Annotated in this window: 25 protein-coding genes; 13 read left to right on the top strand and 12 right to left on the bottom strand. The window is 71.7% G+C overall.

The window, feature by feature from the left end; all coding sequences use genetic code 11:
* The first annotated feature begins 9 nt into the window (after window positions 1-9).
* A complete protein-coding gene (locus MHO01S_RS10795; RefSeq protein ID WP_060959174.1) occupies window positions 10-1,215 on the top strand; it encodes a hypothetical protein in 1,206 nt (401 codons plus the stop codon).
* A gap of 66 nt (window positions 1,216-1,281) precedes the next feature.
* Here MHO01S_RS10795 and MHO01S_RS10790 read toward each other — a convergent pair whose 3' ends face one another.
* The gene (locus MHO01S_RS10790) at window positions 1,282-1,890 is read right to left on the bottom strand and encodes a cyclodeaminase/cyclohydrolase family protein (protein ID WP_061782278.1); all 609 of its coding nucleotides are present in this window, start codon (window positions 1,888-1,890) and stop codon (window positions 1,282-1,284) included.
* Between the two features lie 163 nt (window positions 1,891-2,053).
* Between MHO01S_RS10790 and MHO01S_RS10785 the strand changes: the two genes are divergently transcribed.
* Both MHO01S_RS10785 and MHO01S_RS10780 read left to right on the top strand, forming a co-directional pair.
* On the top strand, window positions 2,054-3,187 hold the full coding sequence (locus MHO01S_RS10785) for a methylenetetrahydrofolate reductase C-terminal domain-containing protein (protein ID WP_082808073.1): 1,134 nt from the start codon (window positions 2,054-2,056) through the stop codon (window positions 3,185-3,187).
* A complete protein-coding gene (locus MHO01S_RS10780; protein WP_061782277.1) occupies window positions 3,184-4,248 on the top strand; it encodes a methylenetetrahydrofolate reductase C-terminal domain-containing protein in 1,065 nt (354 codons plus the stop codon). The genes MHO01S_RS10785 and MHO01S_RS10780 overlap by 4 nt, the downstream gene beginning before the upstream one ends.
* Before the next feature lie 5 nt (window positions 4,249-4,253).
* On the opposite strand, the gene MHO01S_RS10775 is transcribed toward MHO01S_RS10780, so the two are convergent.
* Window positions 4,254-4,877: a helix-turn-helix domain-containing protein gene (locus MHO01S_RS10775; RefSeq protein ID WP_082808072.1), complete on the bottom strand. Its 624-nt coding sequence runs from the start codon at window positions 4,875-4,877 to the stop codon at window positions 4,254-4,256.
* Window positions 4,878-4,911: 34 nt separating this feature from the next.
* Between MHO01S_RS10775 and MHO01S_RS10770 the strand changes: the two genes are divergently transcribed.
* From MHO01S_RS10770 to MHO01S_RS10760, 3 genes are read left to right on the top strand one after another with little or no spacing between them, the layout of a single operon-like run.
* A complete protein-coding gene (locus tag MHO01S_RS10770; protein WP_231735018.1) occupies window positions 4,912-6,285 on the top strand; it encodes an FAD-binding oxidoreductase in 1,374 nt (457 codons plus the stop codon).
* On the top strand, window positions 6,282-7,085 hold the full coding sequence (locus tag MHO01S_RS10765) for a creatininase family protein (protein WP_060959170.1): 804 nt from the start codon (window positions 6,282-6,284) through the stop codon (window positions 7,083-7,085). The genes MHO01S_RS10770 and MHO01S_RS10765 overlap by 4 nt, the downstream gene beginning before the upstream one ends.
* Window positions 7,082-7,738, top strand: a complete 657-nt coding sequence (locus MHO01S_RS10760; RefSeq protein WP_060959169.1) for a pyridoxine/pyridoxamine 5'-phosphate oxidase — start codon at window positions 7,082-7,084, stop codon at window positions 7,736-7,738. Before MHO01S_RS10765 ends, MHO01S_RS10760 begins: the two co-directional genes overlap by 4 nt.
* A gap of 6 nt (window positions 7,739-7,744) precedes the next feature.
* Here MHO01S_RS10760 and MHO01S_RS10755 read toward each other — a convergent pair whose 3' ends face one another.
* The 3 genes from MHO01S_RS10755 to MHO01S_RS10745 form a co-directional block, all read right to left on the bottom strand.
* The gene (locus MHO01S_RS10755; protein WP_060959168.1) at window positions 7,745-8,242 is read right to left on the bottom strand and encodes an HNH endonuclease; all 498 of its coding nucleotides are present in this window, start codon (window positions 8,240-8,242) and stop codon (window positions 7,745-7,747) included.
* 346 nt (window positions 8,243-8,588) lie between these two features.
* Window positions 8,589-9,302 (bottom strand): M23 family metallopeptidase, encoded by a 714-nt coding sequence (locus MHO01S_RS10750; RefSeq protein ID WP_223848874.1) that lies wholly within the window; start codon window positions 9,300-9,302, stop codon window positions 8,589-8,591.
* 409 nt (window positions 9,303-9,711) lie between these two features.
* Window positions 9,712-10,419, bottom strand: a complete 708-nt coding sequence (locus MHO01S_RS10745) for an iron-dependent transcriptional repressor DtxR (RefSeq protein ID WP_060959166.1) — start codon at window positions 10,417-10,419, stop codon at window positions 9,712-9,714.
* A gap of 101 nt (window positions 10,420-10,520) precedes the next feature.
* Between MHO01S_RS10745 and serC the strand changes: the two genes are divergently transcribed.
* Entirely contained in the window at window positions 10,521-11,639 is a 1,119-nt protein-coding gene (gene serC / locus MHO01S_RS10740; RefSeq protein ID WP_061782276.1) for a phosphoserine transaminase, read from the top strand.
* Between the two features lie 65 nt (window positions 11,640-11,704).
* On the opposite strand, the gene MHO01S_RS10735 is transcribed toward serC, so the two are convergent.
* Entirely contained in the window at window positions 11,705-12,304 is a 600-nt protein-coding gene (locus MHO01S_RS10735) for a DUF3027 domain-containing protein (protein WP_061782275.1), read from the bottom strand.
* A complete protein-coding gene (locus tag MHO01S_RS10730) occupies window positions 12,288-12,671 on the bottom strand; it encodes a cold-shock protein (RefSeq protein WP_060959180.1) in 384 nt (127 codons plus the stop codon). The genes MHO01S_RS10735 and MHO01S_RS10730 overlap by 17 nt, the downstream gene beginning before the upstream one ends.
* Before the next feature lie 121 nt (window positions 12,672-12,792).
* On the opposite strand from MHO01S_RS10730, the gene MHO01S_RS10725 reads away from it, so the two are divergent.
* The 3 genes from MHO01S_RS10725 (at window position 12,793) to MHO01S_RS10715 (ending at window position 16,550) form a co-directional block, all read left to right on the top strand.
* Window positions 12,793-13,083, top strand: a complete 291-nt coding sequence (locus MHO01S_RS10725; protein WP_060959179.1) for a hypothetical protein — start codon at window positions 12,793-12,795, stop codon at window positions 13,081-13,083.
* A gap of 1 nt (window position 13,084) precedes the next feature.
* Window positions 13,085-14,836: a helicase-associated domain-containing protein gene (locus MHO01S_RS10720; protein WP_061782274.1), complete on the top strand. Its 1,752-nt coding sequence runs from the start codon at window positions 13,085-13,087 to the stop codon at window positions 14,834-14,836.
* A gap of 70 nt (window positions 14,837-14,906) precedes the next feature.
* Entirely contained in the window at window positions 14,907-16,550 is a 1,644-nt protein-coding gene (locus tag MHO01S_RS10715) for a DNA repair helicase XPB (protein WP_060959853.1), read from the top strand.
* Window positions 16,551-16,913: 363 nt separating this feature from the next.
* Here the strand turns inward: MHO01S_RS10715 and MHO01S_RS10710 are convergent, their stop codons facing one another.
* Window positions 16,914-17,942 carry a CPBP family intramembrane glutamic endopeptidase gene (locus MHO01S_RS10710; protein ID WP_231735105.1) on the bottom strand — a complete coding sequence of 343 codons (1,029 nt, stop codon included), beginning with the start codon at window positions 17,940-17,942 and terminating at the stop codon, window positions 16,914-16,916.
* Window positions 17,943-17,999: 57 nt separating this feature from the next.
* On the opposite strand from MHO01S_RS10710, the gene MHO01S_RS10705 reads away from it, so the two are divergent.
* From MHO01S_RS10705 to MHO01S_RS10695, 3 genes are all read left to right on the top strand, one after another.
* Entirely contained in the window at window positions 18,000-18,692 is a 693-nt protein-coding gene (locus MHO01S_RS10705; protein ID WP_060959854.1) for a response regulator transcription factor, read from the top strand.
* A 10-nt stretch (window positions 18,693-18,702) separates the two neighbouring features.
* Entirely contained in the window at window positions 18,703-20,427 is a 1,725-nt protein-coding gene (locus MHO01S_RS10700) for a sensor histidine kinase (protein ID WP_061782273.1), read from the top strand.
* Window positions 20,428-20,543: 116 nt separating this feature from the next.
* The gene (locus MHO01S_RS10695) at window positions 20,544-20,831 is read left to right on the top strand and encodes a WXG100 family type VII secretion target (protein ID WP_060959856.1); all 288 of its coding nucleotides are present in this window, start codon (window positions 20,544-20,546) and stop codon (window positions 20,829-20,831) included.
* A gap of 60 nt (window positions 20,832-20,891) precedes the next feature.
* On the opposite strand, the gene groL is transcribed toward MHO01S_RS10695, so the two are convergent.
* The 4 genes from groL to MHO01S_RS10675 form a co-directional block, all read right to left on the bottom strand.
* On the bottom strand, window positions 20,892-22,511 hold the full coding sequence (gene groL / locus MHO01S_RS10690) for a chaperonin GroEL (RefSeq protein WP_005051072.1): 1,620 nt from the start codon (window positions 22,509-22,511) through the stop codon (window positions 20,892-20,894).
* Window positions 22,512-22,679: 168 nt separating this feature from the next.
* Complete coding sequence (locus MHO01S_RS10685; RefSeq protein ID WP_005051075.1) at window positions 22,680-22,883, bottom strand: cold-shock protein; 204 nt, start codon at window positions 22,881-22,883, stop codon at window positions 22,680-22,682.
* A 147-nt stretch (window positions 22,884-23,030) separates the two neighbouring features.
* Complete coding sequence (locus MHO01S_RS10680) at window positions 23,031-23,603, bottom strand: LytR C-terminal domain-containing protein (RefSeq protein ID WP_060959923.1); 573 nt, start codon at window positions 23,601-23,603, stop codon at window positions 23,031-23,033.
* A gap of 9 nt (window positions 23,604-23,612) precedes the next feature.
* Window positions 23,613-23,882: a DUF3263 domain-containing protein gene (locus MHO01S_RS10675; RefSeq protein WP_060959857.1), complete on the bottom strand. Its 270-nt coding sequence runs from the start codon at window positions 23,880-23,882 to the stop codon at window positions 23,613-23,615.
* Between the last annotated feature and the right edge of the window lie 2 nt (window positions 23,883-23,884).

Raw genomic sequence — 23,884 nt, 5'->3', positions numbered from 1 at the left:
GAGGACACCGTGTCACAGCCCACCTTTCTCTCCCGTCGTCTGATGGCGCGCAGCGTCGCCGTCGGCACCCTCGCCGTCACGGTGTTCGCCGTCGCGGGATGTTCCAGCACCGAGGCGGCGGCTCCGGCCACGACCTCGGCCGCGACCGCGGCCGAGAAGGGCGGCCCCCTCGACCTCGCGAGCGTCTGCCCCGCGACCGTCGTCATGCAGCAGGACTGGCAGCCGGAGTCGGAGCACGGCGCCATGTACAACCTGGTGGGAGACGGGTACACGGTCGACACCGACAAGAAGACCGTGACCGGCCCGCTCGTGGTCAACGGCACCGACACGGGCGTGAAGATCGAGGTGCGCTCGGGCGGCCCGGCGGTCAACTTCCAGCCGGTGCCCGCGCTCATGTACCTCGACACCGACATCCTCATCGGCGCCGTCAACACGGATGCCGCGATCGTCGCCGACGCCGACCAGCCGACCGTCGCGGTCACGTCGCAGCTGACCTTCAGCCCGCAGATCCTCATGTGGGACCCCGCCAGCCACGACGGCGCCAAGACGATCAAGGAGGCCGCCGCCGCCGGCGACCCGATCGTCACGTCGGGCGACGTGATCCCCAACCTGCTGCTGTCGCAGGGCATCATCACCTCGTCGCAGATCGACACGAGCTACGAAGGCACCCCGCAGCGCTTCGTGTCCGACCCGAAGATCCTGCAGCAGGGCTTCGCGACGGCCGAGCCCTACATCTACAAGAACGAGATCTCGCAGTGGGGCAAGGACGTCGGCTACCAGCTGCTGTCCGAGCTGGGGTACAACATCTATCCCGAGCCCCTCGCGGTACGCAAGGCCGATGTCACCGACAAGGCCGACTGCCTGAAGAAGCTCGTCCCGATCATGCAGCAGTCGCAGATCGACTTCCTGAACGCGCCGGAGCACGGCAACGCGGTCATCCTCGACCTCGTCGAGAAGTACGACACCGGCTGGACCTACTCGGAGGGCGTCGCGGAGTTCTCGGTGGCGCAGCAGAAGGAGCTGGGCCTGGTCGCCAACGACGAGGCGTCCGGCGTCTTCGGGCAGTTCGACCCCGACCGCATGGCCTCGATCGTGAAGGACTTCACGCCCTTCCTCGTCACGGCCGGCAGCATCACGCAGGCGGCCGCGTCGGCGATCGACCCGTCGGCGCTCTACACCAACGAGTTCATCGACACCTCGATCAAGATGGACTGACACCGTCCGCACGCGAACGCCCTGCCCCACGATCGTCGGGGCAGGGCGTTCGCGTCGGTCGGGGCGTCAGAGTGTCGCGGTGACGCGGTCGGCGAGCGTGTCGAAGCGCTGCGCGACGGCGAGCGCCTCCGCAAGGGCGGCGTGCAGCGGCGCGAGCGTCTCGACCTCCGCCCCGGCATCGCGGGCGCTCGTCGTGTCGCAGCGGATGTTGACGGCCGTCGCACGGATGCCGCACGCGAGCATCCGCGCCGCGACGGCGACGTCGGGCGCCACGCGCGGCTCGCCGTTCTCTTCGAGCCACGTGAGGGCCGACCCCAGGGATGCCGCGACGTCGACCAGTGCGGCGCTCGCCTCGGCGGCGGCCACCGTCGTGGCGATGATCGCCGCCGGGCGCTCCGCGTCACCGGCGGGACGGCGGAAGGCGGCGACCAGCGCCGCCGACATCCGCCCGTCGTGCTCCGCGGCGACCAGCGCGTCGCGGCGCGCCCGCGTCGCGTCCGCGAGCACCGCGTCCCGGTGCGGGGCGACGGCGTAGCCGGCGGTCATGGCGACGAGCGCGGCCCCCGTCGCGATCACGACGCCCGCAGCGGCTCCGCCGCCGGGTTCGGGGACGGGGGCGGCGAGCGCCGCCAGCCAGTCGTCGAGGCGTGCGGATGCGAGATCGGGGGCGGACATGCGCCCACTCTAGGGGCGGGCGGCCGCACCGATCGGGGGGCGACATCGACGCATACGCGACCGTAACACCCGCGAAACGGCGCGCTTCTACAGTGACATTGTTGGCGAGACCAACATCGATTCCTGGATCGCCGAACGCGGGCGACCCGCGAGAGGAGGCACCGTGACCGTCCAGCTGCGCCTGCGCGATGCGTCGCGACGATGCCCCAAACGCATGGTCTACGGACCGTGCGGCGGCGTCGGCGCCGACGGCGGTTGCGAGGTCCCCGGCATCCGCTGCTCGTTCGCCGCCGACCCCGACCTCCTGCATACGCTCGACGTCTCCGCCGCCGACGTCGCAGCCCCCGAGAGCGCCGAGCCCAGCGGCGACGCGCTGCCCCTCTCCCCGCGCCGGACGGCGGCGGCCGCCTTCGCGACGCGCGTCTCGGAGGGGCTGCTCGTCACCGCCGATCTTCCCGTGCGCTCGGCGGATGCCGGCGTGCTCGCCGAGGCGGGCGCGCGCCTGGCCGGATTGACGGCGGTGATCGCGGGCGAGCCGCCCGGCCTCCGCGCGTCGCTCAGCCCGACCCACAAGGCGCTGGTGCTCGGCGGCGCCGGCGCCACCGTGATCGCGGGCATCACCTGTCGCGACCGCAACCGTGTCGCGATCGAGGGCGAGCTCGCGGCCCTCGCCGATCTCGGCGTCGCGGGCGTGCTGGCCGTGACCGGCGACCACCCGGCATCGACCGCGCTCCCGCACGCCCAGCCGGTGTTCGACCTCGACTCGACGCGCGTGGCTGCCCTCGCCCGCCGCGCGGGCCTGTTCGTGGCGGTGGCCGAGCAGCCCGCCGCACCGCCGATCGACTACCGGCCCGTCCGGCTCGCGCTGAAGGCGCGCGCGGGCGCGGAGCTGGCGATCCTGAACCTCTGCGGGGACCTGTCCGATCTCGTCCGCTTCGCCGGAGCGCTGGCCGCGACCGGCGCAGCCATCCCCCTCGTCGCCTCGGTGCCCGTGATCACGTCGCGATCGGCGGCCCTGCGGCTCGCGGCGCTGCCCGGGGTCCGCCTGCCATCGGGGCTCGTGACGGCGGTCACCGCGGCCGCGGCCGTCGACGACGCGGGCGTGCACGCCGCCGTCGCGGCGGCACGGGAGGCCCTCACGGTGCCGGGAGTGGTGGGCGTGCACCTGTCGGCCGTCGTCGACGAGGCCGACCCGACCGGCCTGGCCGCGGTCGACGCGATCGTGCGCACCGCGACGCTCCTGCGCGCGGGCCGCGCCCCTTCCTCCGACGCGACGGCGACGGGGGCCGCGGCATGAGCCTCGCCGCGGGCACGGCGCCGCGCGTCGCGGGGTGCCCGAAGTCGATGGCCTACGGCCCCTGCGGGGGCGTGAACCCCGACGGCACCTGCGAGGTCGATCCGACGCCCTGCGTCTTCCTCCGGCGCGACCTTCCCGTGCGCTGGGACGGGAACGGCGACGCTCCCGTCGACCGCGACCCGGTCGACGCGGTGACGACGGCCGCGGGGCGCGAGGTAGCCGAGATCGCTCAGCGTCGACCGCTGGTGTTCACGGGGTTCCCGGTGCGCGCGCTGCGCTCCGACGCCGTCCGCCCCACCGCCGACGCCCTGTCCGGCAGCGTGGATGCCGTGCTCTCCGGCGATGCCGGACGCTCGCGCGTGCAGTTCCCGCCGTCGTACCGGGCCGCGCTCATCGCGGCGACGGGCCTGCGGCTGTGGATGGGCTTCAACGCACGCGACCGCAATCGCACCGCGCTCGAGCGCGAGCTGCTGTCGCTGCGCGCACTGGGGGTGGCCGGGGTGCACTGCGTCACCGGCGACCACACGCAGACGGGCGACCGGGCCGACGCGCGACCCGTCTTCGATCTCGAATCCACGACGATGCTGCCCCGCGCACGAGCCCTCGGCCTGCTCACCTCGTTCGCGGAGTCCCCCGCGGCACCGCCCGTCGCCGAGCGCGGCGCCCGGGTGGCGCAGAAGCAGCGCGCGGGCGGTCGGCTGTGCCTCACGCAGTACGCCGGGGATGCCGAGGAGGTAGCCGACTTCGTCACGCAGTGCCGCACGGCGGGCGCCACCGCTCCGGTGCTCCCGGGCGTTCCCCTGGTGATCGACCGCGACGGGGCGGGACTGCTCGCCTCCTTCCACGCCGCGAAGCTGCCGCGGGGCTTCATCGACCGTCTCTTCGCGGCGCGGGACGTGCGCACCGAGGGGATCCGCCTGGCCGTCGAATACGGCCGCGCACTCCTCGACACCGGTCTCGTCGGCGGCGTCGTCATCGCCGGCGGTGCCCGTCTGGGCGAGGAGGTCTCCTACGCCGCCGACCTCGCCACGGTGGCCCGAGAGCTCGGAGGCGGGACGTGAGCGGGTCAGTGCGCTCCGGCGCTGCCTTCTTTGACGGTCAGCACGCGCGTCGACTCGCCCGGTTCGGTACGCCACCGGTGGCGTATGCCGCCGTGGTAATACACGGCGTCGCCGACCTCGAGGGCGAACTCCTGATCCTCCAGCACGACGACGAGGCGACCCTCGAGCACGTAGACGAACTCTTCTTCGTCGTGGACCCACCACAGGTCCTCCGAGAACGTCCCCGACATGACCATCGGCACGAAGCGCGGGTGGTCGCGCGCGAGCACGCGCAGAGGGCTGCCCCCGGCATCCAGCGGCGTCGCCTCGCTCGCGCGGAAGACGTGGAACTCCCCCTGGGTGCGCACCGCCGCGTCGGCGTCGTCCGTGAGCAGGGCCTGCTGGGTCGTGCCGAGCGCCTGGGCGACCCGGAACAGCGAGGTCATGCTCATCCGCTCGAGCCCGCGCTCGACCTGGCTGAGGAACGAGTGCGACAGCTCGGCCTGCGCCGCCACCTGAGTGAGCGTCATCCCGCGGCGCTGGCGGAGCGCGCGGATCCGCGCACCGAGCGCGCGGGCCGCCGAGGCCGGGCCGTCGTCGGCCAGGGGCGCGTCGGCGGCACGGCGGCGCGACGAGGCGGCATCGGACATGAGTGAAGACTATGACACACGAAAGGAAACCGAGATGACCGGCGCGACACCCACCGACATGCTCGAACCCGCGGCTCTCGTTGCCGCGGCCTCCCCCGACTACGCGGCCCTCGAGGCGGACCTGGCGGCCGTCCTCGGCATCCGGGGCGTCTCCAGCGACCCCCGGCAGCGGGAGAAGGCCTCGGTCGACGGCGCCCGGATGTCGCCGATCATCGCCGAACAGCTGCCCCTCGGCGTCGCCGACCTCGTCGCGTTCCCCGCCGACGCGCAGCAGATCGCCGACGTCGTGCGCGTCGCCGTCGCGCACGGCGCCCCCGTGACGCCTCGAGGCAAGGGCACCGGGAACTACGGTCAGGCGATCCCGATGTCCGGCGGCCTGGTGCTGGACACCTCGCGCGCCCGCGGCATCGTCGAGGTGGGCGACGGGTGGATCACGGCCGAGGCCGGTGCGCCCATGGCCGCGCTCGAGCAGGCGGCCCGCCAGCACGGCCAGCAGCTGTGGATGTACCCCTCGACCGTGCACTCGACGGTGGGCGGGTTCATCTCGGGTGGCTCGGGCGGCACCGGCTCGATCGCGCACGGCAGCAACCACGAGGGCTTCGTGCTCGCCCTGGACGTCGTGACCCCGGCATCCGGCGGTGAACTGGTGCACGTGGAGGGTGACGATGCCCTCGGGTTCGTGCACAACTACGGCACGGCCGGCATCATCGCGCGGGCGACGGTGCGTCTGGAGCCGATGAACGACTGGCGGGGCCTGTACGCGTCGTTCGACGACTTCACCGGCTCGATGTCGGTGCTGCAGCGACTCGCCGCCCTCCGCCCCTTCCCCCGGCTCGTCTCCGCGGACGACCCGCACGTGTCCGCCCAGCTGCCGCCCGACCCCGCGTTCCCCGAGGGGCGCAGCTCGCTGCGGACGATCATCGACGCATCCCTCGTCGACGAGGCGACCGCCCTCATCACCGCGGCGGGCGGGCGCATCGAAGAGGTGCGGGAGGGCCCCCAGGTGTCGGCGGCCATCTCGGTGCTGAGCTACAACCATCCGATCGAGTGGCTGCAGAAGTCCGAGCCCGGCGTGTACTTCCACGTCGAGGTCGGCGGAGACGCCCTCATCGACCGTCACGACGAGGTCATGGCGGTCTACCCGGGCGCGCACCTGCACATCGAGGCGACCGCGACGCGTCCCATCGGCATGCTCGCGGGGGTCTACGAGAGCCCGGAGCAGGTCGCCGACGGCATCGCGGCCCTGACCGCGCTCGGAGTCGGCGTGCACAGCCCCCACCAGTGGAACGTCGACTTCCGCCTCTCCGAGACGGTGCAGCTCGCCCGGACGACCGACCCGCGGGGGCTGCTCAACCCCGGCAAGCTCGATCCCGCCTACGGCGGACCCGTGAAGGGGGCGATCCGATGACCGGCGAGTTCCCCTTCACCCCGACGTCTCGCCACTGGGCGGACCTGTCCGGCCCCGCGCTCACGGCGCTGCTGACCGAGCGCTCGATCGCCGTGGTGCCCATCGGCGCGATCGAGCATCATGGTCCGCACCTGCCGCTGCGCACCGACGCGCTGGTCGCCGAGACCATCGCGACGGCGGCCGTCGCGCGCGTCGCGTCCGCGGGGATCGACGCCTGGGTGCTGCCGACGATCAGCTACGCCAAGTCCGACGAGCACCACTGGGCGCCCGGCACCATCTGGCTCGAGGGCACGACCGTGCTCGACCAGCTCGTCGACATCGGCCGCTCGATCGCGATGACGCCGGCCAAGACGGTCGTGTTCGTCAACGGCCACGGCGGCAACGTCATGCTGCTCGGCTGGGCCAACCGCGAGCTGCGTCGACGCTTCGGTCTGCGCACCTTCTCGATGCCCGCGACCGCCGGAGGGGCCGGCGACGGCATCGACGGCCGCCCCGACGAGAAGGGACAGGGCATCCACGGCGGCTTCTCCGAGACGTCGCTGGTCATGCACCTGGCCCCCCACCTCGTCGCCCCCGACATGCCCGCCCGGAACGTCCCGGAGCACATCGCCGGCCTCACCCACATCGGCTTCAACCGCAAGCCGGTCATGTTCGGGTGGACGAGCGACGACTTCGGCCCCGAGGGCGTGATCGGCGACGCGACGGGCGCCAACGCGGCGCACGGCAAGGAGCTGTACGACCGGGGCGTGGACTTCGTCTGCGAGGCCCTCGCCGAGATCGACGGGTTCGTGTTCGGATGACCGCGTCGTACGCCCCCGGCATCCCTCCCGCTCCCGTCGTGATCGCCCACGACAGCGACCCGGTGCAGTCGGATGTCGCGTGGAGCGATCCCCTCGCCCTCGCCGCCGACTGGCTGCCCGCGCCGGGCGAGGACCGCCTGCTGATGACGGTGTCGACCATCGGGCTGGACGGCATCCCCGACGCGCGCACGACCATGCTCAGCGACTTCGACGGCGAACGGTTCTTCTTCCACACCGATGCCGACAGCCGCAAGGCCGCCGAGCTGGCGGCCTCCCCCGGCGTCGCCCTCACCCTCCTGTGGCCGGGCTTCACCCGCCAGCTGGTCGTGCAGGGCACCGCGACGCGGTCGCCGCGTGAGGAGTCGGACGAGGCCTACCGGCGTCGATCGCCCTACCTCCAGCAGCTCGCCTGGCAGAACACCGCCGCGTATGCGCCTCTGCCGCTCGCCGAGCGGCGCGCACAGTGGAGCGCGTTCCTCGCCGCCCACGGCGGCGCCGAGCACCCCGCCTTCACGCCGCCCGAGACCTGGGCGGGTTACGCCGTGACGCCCCATCGCCTCGTGTTCTGGGTGTCGAACCCGGCCGCGGCGAGCCGCCGCCTCGCCTACACGCGCGTGGGCGACGGGTGGAGGTCGGAGGCCCTGCCCGGCTGACCGGGGTCAGGCGGCCAGCGACAGATACGGCTCCCAGGCCGGCTCGGAGCGCTCGGTGCCGCGCACCGTCCACTGCGGGCCGCGGGGCGGCTGGGGCGGCCAGCGCAGCTCCCAGCCCATCTCCTGCGGGGTGCGGTCGCCCTTCATGTTGTTGCAGCGCAGGCACGCGGCCACGAGGTTCTCCCACGAGTCGGCGCCCCCGCGCGAGCGCGGCAGGACGTGATCGATCGTGGTCGCGCTCTTGCCGCAGTACGCGCAGCGGTGGGCGTCCCGACGCAGCACGCCGCGTCGGGTCACCGGCACGCGACGGGCCCCCGGCACGCGCACGTACCGTGTGAGCACGATCACCGCCGGACGGTCGCACGAGCCACGGATCCCCCACACGGGATTTCCGTCGATGCGCTCGATGACGGTCGCCTTCTCGTTCATCACGAGCACGAGGGCTCTCTTGAACGAGACGACGGCCAGGGGTTCGTATCCGGCGTTCAGCACCAGTGTGCGCATGCGCGTTCCTCTCGAACGGCCGTCGATGGCTTCGACGGCTCTCCGTTGTCGACGCGGCACGGACGGGGCGGCGCAGGCACGAAAAAAGGCGCTGTCATGAAGACAGCGCCTTGAACCCGCGACGAATGTCGCGGCAGTCGTGCACACGATGCCGAAGGACATAGCGGCCGAGCGCATTCACGGTTCGAATGCGAGGTCCTGTGTCCATGCGGCTCCCCCTCGGCTGTGCGAGCGTCGGGATCAGGCTAATGCACGCAGCGACGACGCGGGCGAATGGCAGATGAACGGATGCCGCGTGTCGGGCCCGGTCACCGGGCCGCGACACGCGGCATCCGTTCATGCGCGATCAGCGGACGTTCGCGACGAGGAAGTCCTCGGCGTTGGTCCACGACCCGTTCACGTAGATCTCCAGGTGCAGGTGCGTGCCGTAGGCACGACCGGTGTCGCCGACCTGGCCGATGATCTGGCCGGCCCGCACGGTGTCGCCGACGACGACACGGCGGGTGCCGTAGGACATGTGCGCGTACAGCGACGTGACGGTGTTGCCGCCGATGTTGTGGGCGATCTTCACGTAGACGCCCCAGCCGGGGCCATCTTCGGTCGATTCGACCACGACGCCGTCCGCGATCGCGTAGATCGGTGTGTAGCGGTCGACCATGTAGTCGGTGCCCTTGTGCCCCGCGTAGGGCTCGCCGAAGTTGTTGAAGAACGGCAGCGGGCGCACGACGGAGCCGGCGGGCGCGATGGTCTCGGCGAGCGATCCGGAGTAGACGGCGGACGCCGTGGATGCCGCCGCGATCCGCGCAGCGGCCGCGGCTTTCGCGGCATCCTCGTCCTTCTTGGTCTGGATCTCCTCCGGCGTGGTGGCCGAGTAGCTGTCGCGCGCGAGGGCCGTGGGCGTGGCCTCGGAGGCGATGACGAGCGACTGCGCGTTCTCGGCGGCCACCTGCTGCAGCGTGACGGCTTCCGCCGAGCCGGAGCTCGTGGCGGCGAACGCGGGCACGATGGCGACGGTGGCGATGAGGCCGCCGACGGCGGCGACCGTCACGAAGCTGCGCACGGGGTGACCCGTGCGGCGTGCACGTCGTGCCGGTGCGGGGGTCGCGGCGGCGTCTGCGCGGACGGCGGGAGAGGTGGATGCGGAGCGGGCGAGCGTGAAACGGCGCGCGCGGCTCCGGAGAGTGGGTGTCGTCGCTTCGGACTCGGGTTTCTCCTGCGACGGGTCGAACTGATCAGCCAATTGTCCTCCGGCGCCTCTGCAGTCCTCCCCGGAGGCAGGATGCTGGTTCGTCGGCACTCGGTGTCAGGGCACAGATGTACGGGCTTCACCGCGCGAACGACGAACCGATGAGGCAATCCGTGCGGAGGTCCGTGGCGGGCTTCTCGCCACGTGGACTTTTCGAGGCTAGCGGAAGGTAACGAATAAGTCACGCAGAGTTCTTCGTACGCAGGCCCTTCCCTGGCGATGCTCAGGCTTGCGGGACCGCGTCGACGAGGAAGATGTGCGAGGCGACCTCGACCGGCAGCTCGAGTCCGTCGGGCTTGCCGGCCATCTGGACGAGCACGTAGCCCTCGCTGAAACGGAACTCTCCGACCCCGCCCGGCACCACGCCCGCGTCGCGCAGCTGGTCGAGCAGCTCGGGGTCGACCTGCACCGGCTCCGCGAGTCGGCGCACGGTCCCGCTGACGGGCCCGCCGGTCTCGTTGAGCAGCCGCACCAGGCCGACGACCCCGTCGTGGAAGGTGCGCGCCGGCACGTCGCCCAGCTGGTCCAGCCCGGGGATCGGGTTCCCGTAGGGCGATTCGGTGGGGTGACCGAGCAGCTCGATGAGCCGGCGCTCGACCAGCTCGCTCATCACGTGCTCCCAGCGGCAGGCCTCTTCGTGGACGTAGGCCCAGTCCAGGCCGATCACATCGCTCAGCAGGCGCTCGGCGAGGCGGTGCTTGCGCATCACGTCCACCGCCTTCTGCCGGCCGGTGATGGTCAGCTCGAGCGAGCGGTCGTCGGAGACGACCACGAGGCCGTCGCGCTCCATGCGTCCCACCGTCTGCGACACCGTGGGCCCGGAGTGCCCGAGGCGCTCGGAGATGCGCGCACGCAGGGGGACGATGCCCTCCTCCTCGAGCTCGAGGATCGTACGCAGGTACATCTCGGTGGTGTCGATCAGATCGGTCATGTGGCAGGCCTCGGTGCGCGTTCGTGGGTGTACTGCCAGCCTATCCGTTTCTCACGGCGTCCCGGCGGGGCCGCCCCCGCGCTCACCCTAGAATCGGGAGCATGGCCCACGTCACGCTGCCCCGCGAGATCCTGCCCGCCGACGGTCGCTTCGGTTGCGGACCGTCCAAGATCCGCCCGGAGCAGCTGGCTGCCCTGGCCGGTCCCGGCTCGGTGCTCATGGGCACCTCGCACCGCCAGGCTCCGATCAAGAGCCTGGTCGGCCAGGTGCGGATGGGACTCAGCGACCTGCTGCGTCTGCCCGACGGCTACGAGATCATCGTCGGCAACGGCGGCTCCACCGCCTTCTGGGACGCCGCCGCGTTCGGCCTGATCGAACGCCGCGCGCAGAACCTCGTCTTCGGCGAGTTCGGCGGGAAGTTCGCCGCGGCCGCGGCGGCGCCGTGGCTCGAGGCGCCCGACGTCCGCAAGGCGGATGCCGGCACCCGCACGGTCGCCGAGGCCGTCGAGGGCGTGGACGTATACGCGTGGCCCCACAACGAGACCTCCACCGGCGTCGCGGCGCCGATCGCTCGCGTCGCGGGCGATGACGGCGCGCTCACGGTGATCGACGCCACGAGCGCCGCGGGCGGCATCAACTTCGCGGTCTCGCAGACCGACGTCTACTACTTCGCGCCGCAGAAGAACCTCGGCTCCGACGGCGGGCTCTGGTTCGCCGCCGTCTCCCCCGCGGCGATCGAGCGGATCGAGCGCGTGGCGGCATCCGGTCGCTACATCCCCGAGTTCCTGAGCCTGAAGAACGCCCTGGACAACTCGCGACTGAACCAGACGCTCAACACGCCCGCCGTGGCGACGCTGATCCTGCTCGACAAGCAGCTCGAGTGGATCAACGGCAACGGCGGACTGGGCTGGGCCGCCGCGCGCACCGCCGAGTCGTCGAGCGCGCTGTACGCGTGGGCCGAGGCCTCGCCCGTGGCGACGCCGTTCGTCGCCGACCCCGCCGACCGCTCGCCGGTCGTCGTCACGATCGACTTCGACGAGACCGTGGATGCCGCGGCCATCGCCGCGAGCCTGCGCGCCAACGGCATCGTCGACACCGAGCCGTACCGCAAGCTCGGCCGCAACCAGCTGCGGATCGCCACCTTCGTCTCGATCGAGCCCGACGACGTGCGTCAGCTGATCAAGGCGATCGACTACACGATCGCGCACACGCACGGCTGAGTCCCGCCGGGGCGGCGTGTCACCCGTGGGGTGAGCGTCTGCGGCGAGGGCGGGCCGGAGCGGCCTCAGCCCTCGTCGTCGTCCTCGTCGTCGTCGCCGTCATCGAGCACGTCGATGTCGACGCCGTCGACGTCTCCCGCGTGGAGGATCGGCGACCCGTCGTCGTCGAAGTCCGCGGCATCCAGATCGTCGACGTCGTCGAGCTCGTCGTCCAGCTCGTCGAGGTCGTCATCGGACACGCCGTCCTCGTCCTCCGCGTCGTCCTCGGCGTCGGCACCGCGCTCGGCGGCCAGCGCCGCCTGTGCGGCCTGGTACTCGGCCAGTCGCACCGCCCACGGCACCCATTCGGGAGCCAGCAGCGCGCCCGCGCCCGGCAGCAGCTCAGCCTCCAGCACGGTGGGCTCGGCGTCCTCGACCACGGCGAGGCTCACCGTCCAGTACCAGCCCGGGTAGCCCTCCATCGTGTTGCCGAACCGCAACGACACGACGCCGCCGTCCTCGACGGTGTAGCCCGCGGGGGCGCCCACCGTGGCGGCGGGGGTGATCTCCGACAGCGCGGCGAGCGCCAGGTCGTGAGCCGCGAGCAGACGCTCGTCGGCGACGACGGGAGCCGAGCCCTCCGGCTCGGCCGCGCCGGAGTCGACGGACTCAGGCGTCGAGTTCATCGGCCACCTTGCGCAGGATCGCCGCGACCTTCTTGCCCTGACCCGCATTGGGGTAGTGGCCGTGGCGGAGATCGCCGCCGACCTTGTCGAGCAGCTTGACGAGGTCTTCGACCACGACGGCCATGTCGTCCGGCTTCATCCGGTTGCGCTTGGCGAGGCTCACGGGCGCGTCGAGCACCCGGACCGCGAGGGCCTGCAGCCCGCGCTTGCCGTCGGCCACACCGAAGTCCAGGCGCGTGCCGGCCTTGAGTCCCTCGGTGCCCGCGGGGAGGGCCGTGGCGTGCAGGAAGACGTCCTGGCCGTCATCGGTGGTGATGAAGCCGAACCCCTTCTCGTCGTCGTAGAACCTGACCTTGCCGGTGGGCATCGCACTGACCTCGCTCATCGGCGCCCGAACATGCGGACGCGGTGACATGGGGGCGTTCTGCCCCTGTCTCCAGCCTACGGCACCACCACGACTGCGGCGGGGACGCAGTAGGGTGATCCCGATGCCCTCTTCGTCCTCTCGCACTCCCGGCGCCGCCGACGATCTCCCGGTCCGGCGGATCGACCGCGTCCTCGCGTTCATGTCCCTGGGTCTGCTGCTGCTGTCGGTCGTCTGCTTCGTCGCGATCATGATCGGCTCGGCGACCGGCATGAAGCACGATGACTTCGGCCAGGGACTGTGGCCGCTCGTCGGCACCCTCGTCTACATCGCGCCCATCGTCGCCTTCGCGCTGCTGATGGCGGTGCTCATCATGACCTTCATCCGGAAGGCCCGGGTCGGCAAGGGCCGCTGACGTGACCGCCTCCGACGCGCGCGCACTCGCACAGCACCTGGTGCAGCGCGGCGACGACGCGCTGGCGAGCCTGCTCGCCGCCCGGCACATCGCCCCCACCGTCGGATGGAACGACGCCTTCGACGCGGCCGAGGCTCTCCTGGACCCCGCCTCCCTCGACCGCGCGCTCGTCGCGCTGACCGGCGACGAGGTGGACGCGCTCTCCGGCGACGGGCCGGTCCCGCCCGGCCCCGTGCGCGACACGCTCCACGAGCGCGCCCTGATCGACGCGGACGGGACCCCGTACACGGCGGTGCGCACCGCTCTGGAGACGATCCGCCGGCGCGGCGTCGCCACGGCATCCGGCGCCGTCGCCCCGCCCGCCGCCGAGGGGTCGGACGATGCCGGCGCCGCGGAGCGGGCCTTCGCCTCGCTCGGCTCGCTCGCCGACATCCTCCACGCCGCGCTCGCCCATCCCTTCGGGCGGATCGGCGCCGGCACGCTCGGCGCCGCCGACCGGCGCCGCCTGATCGAGGCCGGCATCGTCGACGACGCCGTCGCGGCCGACGAGCTGGTCGTGATCGCCGAACGCACGGGGCTGCTGTCCGGGCAGGACAAGACGTGGCTGGTGACCCCGCGCGGAGCGCAGTGGCTGCACAGCGACACCCTCTCGCGCTGGGCGGAGGTCGCGGCGGCGCTGCTGGACGCGCTCCCGCGCGGTGTGCGCCGGCGCGGCGGCGGCTGGCTGCCGCCCTACGCCTGGGCGGCGGCGTACCCGTTCGACTCGGCGTGGTCCGAGCGTGCCGCCGCGCTGCGCGCGCTGCTCGGGCGATGGGCGCTCCTCGACGATGCCGGCCGCCCGACGAGCTGGGCGCGCGACGTCTTCGCCGCGGCGGGCGACGACACCCCGACGACCGGTGCGCTCGATCTCGACGCCCTGGCGGGGCTGCTCCCGGGCGAGGTCGATCGGGTCTACCTGCAGAACGACCTGACGGCCATCGCTCCCGGACCGCTCGCTCCCCACCTGGACATGCGGCTGCGCTCCGTCGCCCGCCGCGAATCGCACGCCCAGGCATCCACCTACCGGTTCACGCCGGAGACGATCGCCGACGCGCTCACCTCGGGCGAGAGCGCCGAGTCCCTGCGCGAGTTCCTCACGGAGCTGTCCCTCACCGGGCTCCCCCAGCCGCTGGCCTACGAGATCGAGCGGACGGCCCGCACCCACGGCACGATCCGCGTCGGCCCCGACAGCGAGGGCCGCACCCGCGTCACGAGCGACGACGACGCCCTGCTGCGCACGCTCGCCGTCGACCAGGCCCTGCGTCCCCTGGGCCTCGTGCCGGAGGGCGCCGACCTCGTGACCCGCAGCGGAGCCGACACGGCCTTCTGGATGATCGCCGACGCCCGCTACCCGGTGGTGGCCGTGGATGCCGGCGGACGGCGACGCCGCCTCGACCGCCATCGCCTCGCATCGGCGCCTCCCGCCGCCGCCCCGCGGGAGGAGGCCTACGCCGTCCTGCTCTCCCGCCTGCGCGCCGCACCGTCGGAGGACGCCGACGCCGCGTGGCTCGGCCGTGAGCTCGACCAGGCCGTCCGCGCCCGCGCGACCATCGTGGTCGCGGTGCGCATGCCCGACGGCAGCGACCGCGAGTTCATCATCGAGGCCACCGGTCTCGGCGGCGGGCGCCTGCGCGGACTGGATCGCACGGTCGACGTGGAACGCACCCTCCCCGTCTCGAGCATCAGCGGCATCCGCCCCGCCGGAACGGCCTGAGCGACCCCGCGGCATCCGCCGCCGGGACGACCGACCGGCACCCGCGCCGACGCCGGTAGACTGGGACGCTATGGCTGACGGCCCCCTCATCGTGCAAAGCGACCGTACCGTGCTGCTCGAAGTCGCGCACCCGCAGGCGGAGACGGCGCGACACGAGCTCGCGATCTTCGCCGAGCTCGAGCGCGCACCCGAGCACATCCACACCTATCGCGTCACGCGCTTGGGGCTGTGGAACGCGCGCGCGGCCGGCCACACGGCCGACGACATGCTGGCGACGCTCGATCGCTGGTCGCGCTTCCCCGTGCCCGCCTCGGTGTCGATCGACATCCGCGAGACCGTGAACCGCTACGGACGGCTCGTCATCGAGCGGGATGCCGAGGGCGCGCTCGTGCTGCGCGGCACCGACCCCGCGGTGCTCGCCGAGGTCGGCAAGAACAAGCGCATCCAGCCGCTGCTGGTCGGTCGCCCGTCCCCCGACACGTACCTCATCGACGCGTGGGCACGGGGGCACATCAAGCAGGAGCTGCTGAAGATCGGCTGGCCGGCCGAGGACCACGCGGGCTACACGCCCGGGACGCCGCACGAGATCGACCTGCACGAGGACGGCTGGACCCTCCGCCCCTATCAGCGCCAGGCGGTCGACATCTTCAGCGAGGGCGGCTCCGGCGTCGTCGTGCTCCCCTGCGGCGCGGGCAAGACCCTCGTCGGCGCGGCCGCGATGGCCGAGACGAAGACCACCACCCTGATCCTCGTGACCAACACCGTCAGCGCCCGCCAGTGGCGCGACGAACTGCTCAAGCGCACGTCGCTGACGCCCGAGGAGATCGGCGAGTACTCCGGCCAGACCAAGGAGGTCAAGCCGGTCACGATCGCGACCTACCAGATCCTGACGGCGAAGCGGAAGGGCGAGTACGCCCACCTCGCGCTACTCGACGCGCTCGACTGGGGACTCATCGTCTACGACGAGGTGCATCTGCTGCCCGCACCCGTGTTCAAGCTCACCGCCGATCTGCAGGCGCGCCGCCGCCTGGGCCTGACGGCGACGCTCGTGCGCGAGGACGGCCGCGAGGGCGACGTGTTCAGCCTCATCGGCCCCAAGCGCTTCGACGCGCCGTGGAAGGAGATCGAGGCCCAGGGCTTCATCTCCCCCGCCGTCTGCTACGAGGTCCGCGTGGACCTGCCGCCCTCCGACCGCCTCGAATACGCCGCATCCGCCGATGACGAGCGCTACCGCCTGGCCGCCACCGCGCACGCCAAGATCGGCGTCGTGAAGGACCTCGTGGCCCGCCACAGCGGAGAGCAGATCCTGGTGATCGGGCAGTACCTCGACCAGATCGACGTGCTCGCCGAGGCGTTGGACGCCCCCAAGATCACCGGCGCGACGCCCGTCGACGAGCGCGAGGAACTGTTCGCCGCATTCCGGGAGGGCCGCGTGCCCGTGTTGGTCGTCTCGAAGGTCGCGAACTTCTCGATCGATCTGCCCGACGCGTCGGTCGCGATCCAGGTGTCGGGATCTTTCGGCTCGCGCCAGGAGGAGGCGCAGCGTCTGGGCCGCCTGTTGCGTCCGAAGTCGAACGGGCACACCGCCAGCTTCTACACGCTCATCGCCCGCGACACCGTCGACCAGGACTTCGCCCAGAACCGGCAGCGCTTCCTCGCCGAGCAGGGGTACAGCTACACGATCCTGGATGCCGAGGGCATCGCCGCCGCGTAGCGCACCGCGTTTCGACTCGTCGCTGCGCTCCTCGCTCAACGACCGGACGCCCCCCGCCGCGCTTCGACTCGTCGCTGCGCTCCTCGCTCAACGCCCGGAACCGCACCGCGTTTCGACTCGTCGCTGCGCTCCTCGCTCAACGCCCGGAAGCCCCCCGCCGCGCTTCGACTCGTCGCTGCGCCCCTCGCTCAACGACCGGAACCGCACCGCGATTCGACCCGTCGCTGCGCCCCTCGCTCAACGACCGGAACCGCACCGCGATTCGACCCGTCGCTGCGCTCCGCGCTCAACGACCGGAACCGCACCGCACCCCCGGTCGTTGAGCGAGCGGAGCGAGTCGAAACGCCCCGACGAGCGGGATGCTCACCACGCGGGAGCGGGCGGCGGCAGCAGCAGCGTCCGCGGCAGCGGGCGACGCACCAGCACCCACTCGACCACCGCGACGTAGCCGCCGATCAGCAGGAACGACCACAGGAAGCTGACGATGCCGGTCGTGCTCTCCGTCGGGCTCGATCCCGACGCGAGCGACAGCAGGAACGCCGTCAGGTTGTTCACCACGTGCAGCGCGATCGCGGCCTCCAGGCCCCCGGTGCGCCACGTGAGCCAGCCGGCGGCGACCGCGAACAGCCCCACGCCGATCTGGCCGAGCACGTCGTAGCCGTGGCCGAGGACGAACAGCGGCACGGGCAGCAGGATGGCGAACGCCGGATGCCGCAGCCATCGCCCGATGGCCTGCATGAGATATCCGCGGAAGATGTACTCCTCCGCGGCCGCCTGCACCGGCACGAGCAGCAGCACGACCACCGCGGTGATCGGCCAGGTCGGAGCCGGGCCGCCCGCGACCGGCTCCTCCATGCCGCCGGGGAGCAGGAACCCCACCGCGGTCAGCACGGCCGAGACGCCGACGGCGAGAGCGCCGCACAGCAGCATCCATCGCCAGCGCAGCCGGCCCGCGGCCGACGAGACGAGCCCGAGGCGCCGCCCGTTCACGATCAGCGACGCCAGAATGTAGGCCGGCAGCATCAGGGCGATCGTGCCGAGCAGGATCGCGACCATCAGCGGGTCGCCCATGTCGACGCCGCCCGACTGGCCCAGGCGCGCGAGGCTGTCCAGCCGCTCCGGGTCGCGGAACAGCGCGATGCCGACGACGACCATGGCGAACACGAGGAAGGCGACGTAGATCGCCAGGCCCAGGATGCCGGTGACCAGCGGCGTCCACCAGCCCGAGCGCCGCCGCGCGAAGATCAGCCGGTGGAAGGCGAGGCCGCCGACGAGGGCATCGCCCGGGAGAGCACGGGCCGGACGCGCGATCGGCGGCGTGACGGGCGGCATCGGCGGTGCGAACAGCGGTGATGACGGAGGGACGGGGACCTGCGGCGCGGGCGTCGTCATTCATCCATCTTCGCCGATATCCAGCAAAGGGAAGGGTTGCGATGCCAGGATGGGCCTATGACCGCACCGCGCATCCTCGTCGTGGACGACGAACCGAACATCCGGGACCTGCTGGTCACGAGCCTGAGGTTCGCCGGCTATCAGGTGCGCGCCGTCGCCAACGGCGCCCAGACCATCTCGGCCGTCCTCGAGGAGGAACCCGACCTCATCATCCTCGACGTCATGCTTCCCGACATGAACGGGTTCAGCGTCACCAAGCGTCTGCGGGGCGCGGGATACACCGCCCCGATCCTGTTCCTGACGGCGAAGGACGAGACCGAGGACAAGATCGAAGGGCTCAACGCCGGCGGCGACGACTACGTCACCAAGCCGTTCTCGCTGGACGAGATCGTCGCGCGTCTGCAGGCCATCCTGCGCCGTACGATGCAGGCCGACGAGGAGTCCACCATCCGTGCCGGTGAGCTCACGATGGACCAGGACACGCACGACGTGACCGTCGGCGACGTCTCCATCGATCTGTCGCCGACCGAGTTCAAGCTGCTGCGCTATCTGATGCTCAACCCGAACCGGGTGCTCAGCAAGGCGCAGATCCTCGATCACGTGTGGGAGTACGACTTCAACGGCGATGCCGGCATCGTCGAGAGCTACATCTCCTACCTGCGTCGCAAGATCGACCCGTACTCGTCGGAGCCGCTCATCCAGACCAAGCGCGGCTTCGGCTACATGCTGAAGGCCGGCAAGTCCTCCTGACCGCCCGCCCATGACGGTGGACGGGGTGTACGCGGCGCACGCGAAGAAGAACGATCGCCTGACGTCGTGGTGGCGCGGCATCAGCCTGCGCGCCAAGGTGACGGGCGTCACGGTCGCGGTGCTCACCGTGGGCCTGCTCGCGGCCGGTTTCGGAACGGCCGTCTTCCTCCGCAACGCCCAGATCGCCGAACGCGACCAGTCGATCAGCCAGACCGTCACGCTCGATCAGGCCAGCAGCCTGCTCAACGTCGAGGTGGTCGAGGGCGTCGCGCAGTTCGAGCCGGCCGACTATCCGCCGCTCACCTCGTTCTCGATCGCCGTCTACGGCCCGGACGGCACCCTGCTGGCCACCGGCGGGCCGGCCCAGAGCGACGGTCCGGTGTTCCCGGCGACCTTCGGTCTCGATCGGACGCTCATGCAGGGCACAGCACCGTTCGAGCTGTTCTCCGCCGACGGCGAGACGGTGTACCACGCCGCCGTGGACGTGCTGCAGATCCCGGGGGCGCGGGAGAACAACGTGCAGCTGCTCGCGCTGCCGCTGACTCCCGTCACCCAGACCGTGGCCAGCTTCGTCGGCATCTACAGCATCCTCGCTATCCTGACGATCCTCGCGAGCGCCCTGCTGACCCGGTGGCTCGTGACGCTCGCGTTCCGCAGTCTCGGACAGGTCGAGCAGACGGCCATGTCGATCGCACGCGGCGACTTCGGTCAGCGCATGGGCGACATCGCCCCGGGCACCGAGGTGGGCAAGCTCAAGACGGCCATCAATGCGATGCTCGACCGGGTCGACCACGCCCTCGGGCAGCGCGATGCGACCGTGCTGCAGATGCGACGCTTCATCGGCGATGCCAGCCACGAACTGCGCACCCCGCTCGTGACCGTGCGCGGCTATGCGGAGCTGTACCGGATGGGCGCGATCTCGGGCGACGAGCAGACGGCGCAGTCCATGGAGCGCATCGAGAAGGAGGCGATCCGGATGGGCGGCCTCGTCGAGGACCTCCTCGCCCTCGCCCGCCTCGACGAGCGCCGCGACATCGTCGTCGCCCCCGTCGACCTGCGCCCGATCGCGCGCGACGCGGTGCTCGATGCCCGGGCGACCGCGCCGGAGCGGACGGTGTCGTTCCTGGACGACGCTCCCGCGCCGCGACTGCTGCGCCCCGCATCCGCTCCCCCGACGAGCAGCTCGCCGACGCGGCGCCGTCCGCCGACGGCCGCGATCGGCGCGCTGCTGCGTCGGCGCCCGCGCCCGGGCGAAGAGACCGGCACGCCCGCGCCGGCGGAACGGCCTCCCGTTCTGGCGGCGAGGGAGCCCATCGTGCTCGGCGACGAGAACCGCATCCGCCAGGTGGTGGCGAACCTCTTGGGCAATGCCCGCCGCTACACGCCGGAGGGCTCGCCGGTGGAGCTGGCCGTGGGCGTCGACGAGCCGGCGGGCATGGGCTGGATCTCGGTCATCGACCACGGCGACGGCATCCCGCCCCAGCTCCGCGACAAGATCTTCCAGCGGTTCTGGCGCGCCGACACCTCTCGCACGCGCGAGACGGGAGGCTCGGGCCTCGGGCTCTCGATCGTCGCCTCCGTCGTCGAGGCGCTGCACGGATCCATCGTGGTCAGCGAGACGCCCGGCGGCGGCGCGACCTTCCGGGTGGCCTTCCCGCTGGCCCAGGCGCGGGATGCCGCCGAGCACCTGTTCATCGAGACCCAGCCGCTGCCGCGCCTCCACGCGGACTCCTGAGGGCGCCGCCTCCTCCCCGCACGGCTGGCGCCCGACGCCGTCCACGGGAGCGGCGCCCGCCCCGCGCGCGGCCACGCGCGCCGCGTAGCGTGGGGGCCCCGTCGAAAGGAGATCCCATGACCGCCTTCAGCGTCGATGCGGACGCCGTCCTCGCCGCCACCGGTGCGATCCGCGGCACCGCCGACCGGCTCCAGGCCGAGACCGCCGCGATGCTGGGTCAGCTCACCCAGCTCCAGGGCACCTGGACCGGTGGCGCCGCCGTCGCGTTCCAGAGTCTCGTCGATCGCTGGCGCAGCGCGCAGACCGAGCTGGAGAGCGCCCTCACCGACATCGGGACCGCCCTCGGTCACGCGGGAGCGCAGTACGCGCAGACCGAGGTCGCGGCGGCGGGCCTGTTCCGCTGACGGCATCCGGGAACACAGAAAGGCCCCTCCGAGGAGGGGCCTTTCCGATGAGGGTCGGACTCAGAAGTCCATGCCACCCGTGGGGTCACCGGCGGGCGCGGCAGCCTTCTCGGGCTTGTCGGCGACGACGACCTCGGTGGTGAGGAACAGACCCGCGATCGACGCGGCGTTCTGCAGCGCCGAGCGCGTGACCTTGGCCGGGTCGATGATGCCGGCGGCGAACATGTCGACGTACTCGCCGGTGGCCGCGTTCAGGCCCTGGCCGACGGGCAGCTCCGACACCTTGTTCGCGACGACACCGGGCTCGAGACCGGCGTTCAGCGCGATCTGCTTCAGCGGGGCCTCGATGGCGACCTTGACGATGTTCGCACCGGTGGCCTCGTCGCCCGTGAGCTCGAGCTTCTCGAACGCACGCTTGCCGGCCTGGATGAGCGCGACGCCACCACCGGGGACGATGCCCTCCTCGACGGCCGCCTTCGCGTTGCGGACGGCGTCCTCGATGCGGTGCTTGCGCTCCTTGAGCTCCACCTCGGTGGCCGCACCCGCCTTGATGACGGCGACGCCGCCGGCGAGCTTGGCGAGGCGCTCCTGCAGCTTCTCGCGGTCGTAGTCGCTGTCGGTGTTCTCGATCTCGCGCTTGATCTGGGTCACGCGACCCTCGATCTGCGCGGACTCGCCGGCACCCTCGACGATCGTGGTCTCGTCCTTGGTGACGATGACCTTGCGCGCCTTGCCGAGCAGGTCGGTGGTGGCGTTCTCGAGCTTGAGACCGACCTCCTCCGTGATGACCTGGCCGCCGGTGAGGATCGCGATGTCCTGCAGCTGGGCCTTGCGACGGTCGCCGAAGCCGGGAGCCTTGACGGCGACCGACTTGAAGATGCCGCGGATCTTGTTGAGCACGAGGGTCGCGAGGGCCTCACCCTCGACGTCCTCCGCGATGATGACGAGCTCCTTGCCCTCCTGGATCACCTTGTCGACGATCGGCAGCAGGTCCTTGATGTTGGAGATCTTCTGGTTCGCGATGAGGATGTACGGGTCCTCGAACACCGCTTCCTGACGCTCCGGGTCGGTGACGAAGTAAGGGTTGATGTAGCCCTTGTCGAAGCGCATGCCCTCGGTGAGCTCGAGCTCGGTGCCGAAGGTGTTCGACTCCTCGACGGTGACGACACCCTCCTTGCCGACCTTGTCGATCGCCTCGGCGATCAGCGCGCCGATCTCGGGGTCGGCGGCGGAGATGGATGCCGTGGCGGCGATCTCCTCCTTGGTCTCGACCTCCTTCGCCGATGCGAGCAGCTCGTCGGAGAGAGCCTTGACGGCCTTCTCGATGCCCTTCTTGAGCGAGATGGGGTCGGCCCCGGCGGCGACGTTGCGCAGGCCCTCGCGAACGAGCGCCTGGGCGAGGACGGTCGCGGTGGTCGTGCCGTCACCGGCGACGTCGTCCGTCTTCTTGGCGACCTCCTTGACGAGCTCCGCGCCGATCTTCTCGTACGGGTCGTCGAGCTCGATCTCCTTGGCGATCGAGACGCCGTCGTTCGTGATCGTGGGGGCGCCCCACTTCTTCTCGAGCACGACGTTGCGACCGCGGGGGCCCAGGGTCACCTTGACGGCGTCGGCCAGGATGTTCAGGCCACGCTCGAGGCCGCGGCGGGCCTCCTCGTCGAAAGCGATGATCTTTGCCATAAGTGTGTCGTCCCTCCCGGACGTGAGGATGAGTCTTTAGCACTCGCGAGGATGGAGTGCTAACTCATTCTGGCACTCTGGCATGACGAGTGCAAGCCGCCGACGCCCGGCGCGGCGACACGCGCCGAACCGCCGCCGAGGGCGCGCGGGAGGAGGGTCGACGCGGGGTCAGGCGACGACGCGGACCGACTCGGCCTGCGGGCCCTTCTGGCCGGCACCGACGGTGAACTCGACCGTCTGCCCCTCCTCGAGCACCCGGAATCCGGACATGTCGATGTTGGAGTAGTGGACGAAGACGTCCTGGCCATCGGTGACGGTGATGAAGCCGAAACCCTTCTCGGCGTTGAACCACTTGACGGTACCCTGGGCCATGCGAATCTCCTGATGCTGCGGTGGGACGTCGCAATGCTAACCAGCGCTCGCGGCGCGAAAACGCCGATCCGGCAACTGTTGACACGCGCGCATCGAAGTGTTCACACGCGTGAAACACTCCCCCGCGGAGGTCGCGTCCGCGCGGTGTCAGCCGGCCGGCGTGGCGCCGGCATCCGTGCGATCGGCGCCGATCACGACGACCAGCAGCGTGCTGCCGTCGCCGCCGGCCAGCCCCGCATAGGCGTCGCTGAGGGAGACCGTCGCACCGCCGATGACCTGCGCGAGGCCGCGGGCGGCGCCCTCCTCGGCGGGATCCGAATAGAACACGGTGGTGGTCTGGAACCCCGTCGAGCCGGCATCGCCGGCCGTGACGTCGTCGGCGGCCCAACCGGCGGCCACGATGGTCTGGGCGAGCGCGCCGGCGAGCCCCGACTGCGTGGTGGCGTTGAGCACGGTCACCTTGAACGACGGGTCGACGACGGGCTCGGCCGTCGCGATCGGCGGCGGGGTCGCGCTCGGCGTCGGGAACAGGGTCACGCGCCCGGTCGCGACCAGCGTGCCGAAGATGCCCACGGCGACGAGGACGACGATCGCGATCGCCGACCACAGCATCACCACACCCCCGCGCATCCGCGGGTTCTCGGCGCGATGAGCACCGATGCGGCCCCCGTCGAGGGGCAGATCATCGAAGCGGTCCTGGTGAGCGGGGGTTCTCGGCACCACAGAATGCTATCGGCCCGTTCCCGTGGGAACCGCGGGAACGGCGGCGCGGCCTGCGCGCTCGCGTTCGCGTGCCTCGCGCAACCGGCGCAGCCGGTGCACGAGCATCGCATCGTAGGCGGCCGCGTCCGGCTGGTCGACGACCCGGCCGAGGAGCTGGTAGTAGCGCGCCGGCGCGAGCCCGAGCTCCGCGCGGATCGCCTCCTCCTTGGCCGCATCGTGACCGCTCCAGCGCGACTCGAAGTCGAGGAGCAGGCGGTCACGGTCGGCGAGGGGCACAC

The sequence above is a fragment of the Microbacterium hominis NBRC 15708 genome, assembly GCF_001592125.1.
GTDB classification, from domain to species: domain Bacteria; phylum Actinomycetota; class Actinomycetes; order Actinomycetales; family Microbacteriaceae; genus Microbacterium; species Microbacterium hominis.
Note: the sequence above shows the minus strand (reverse complement) of the source record. Positions and strands in the feature narration are given on the sequence as shown.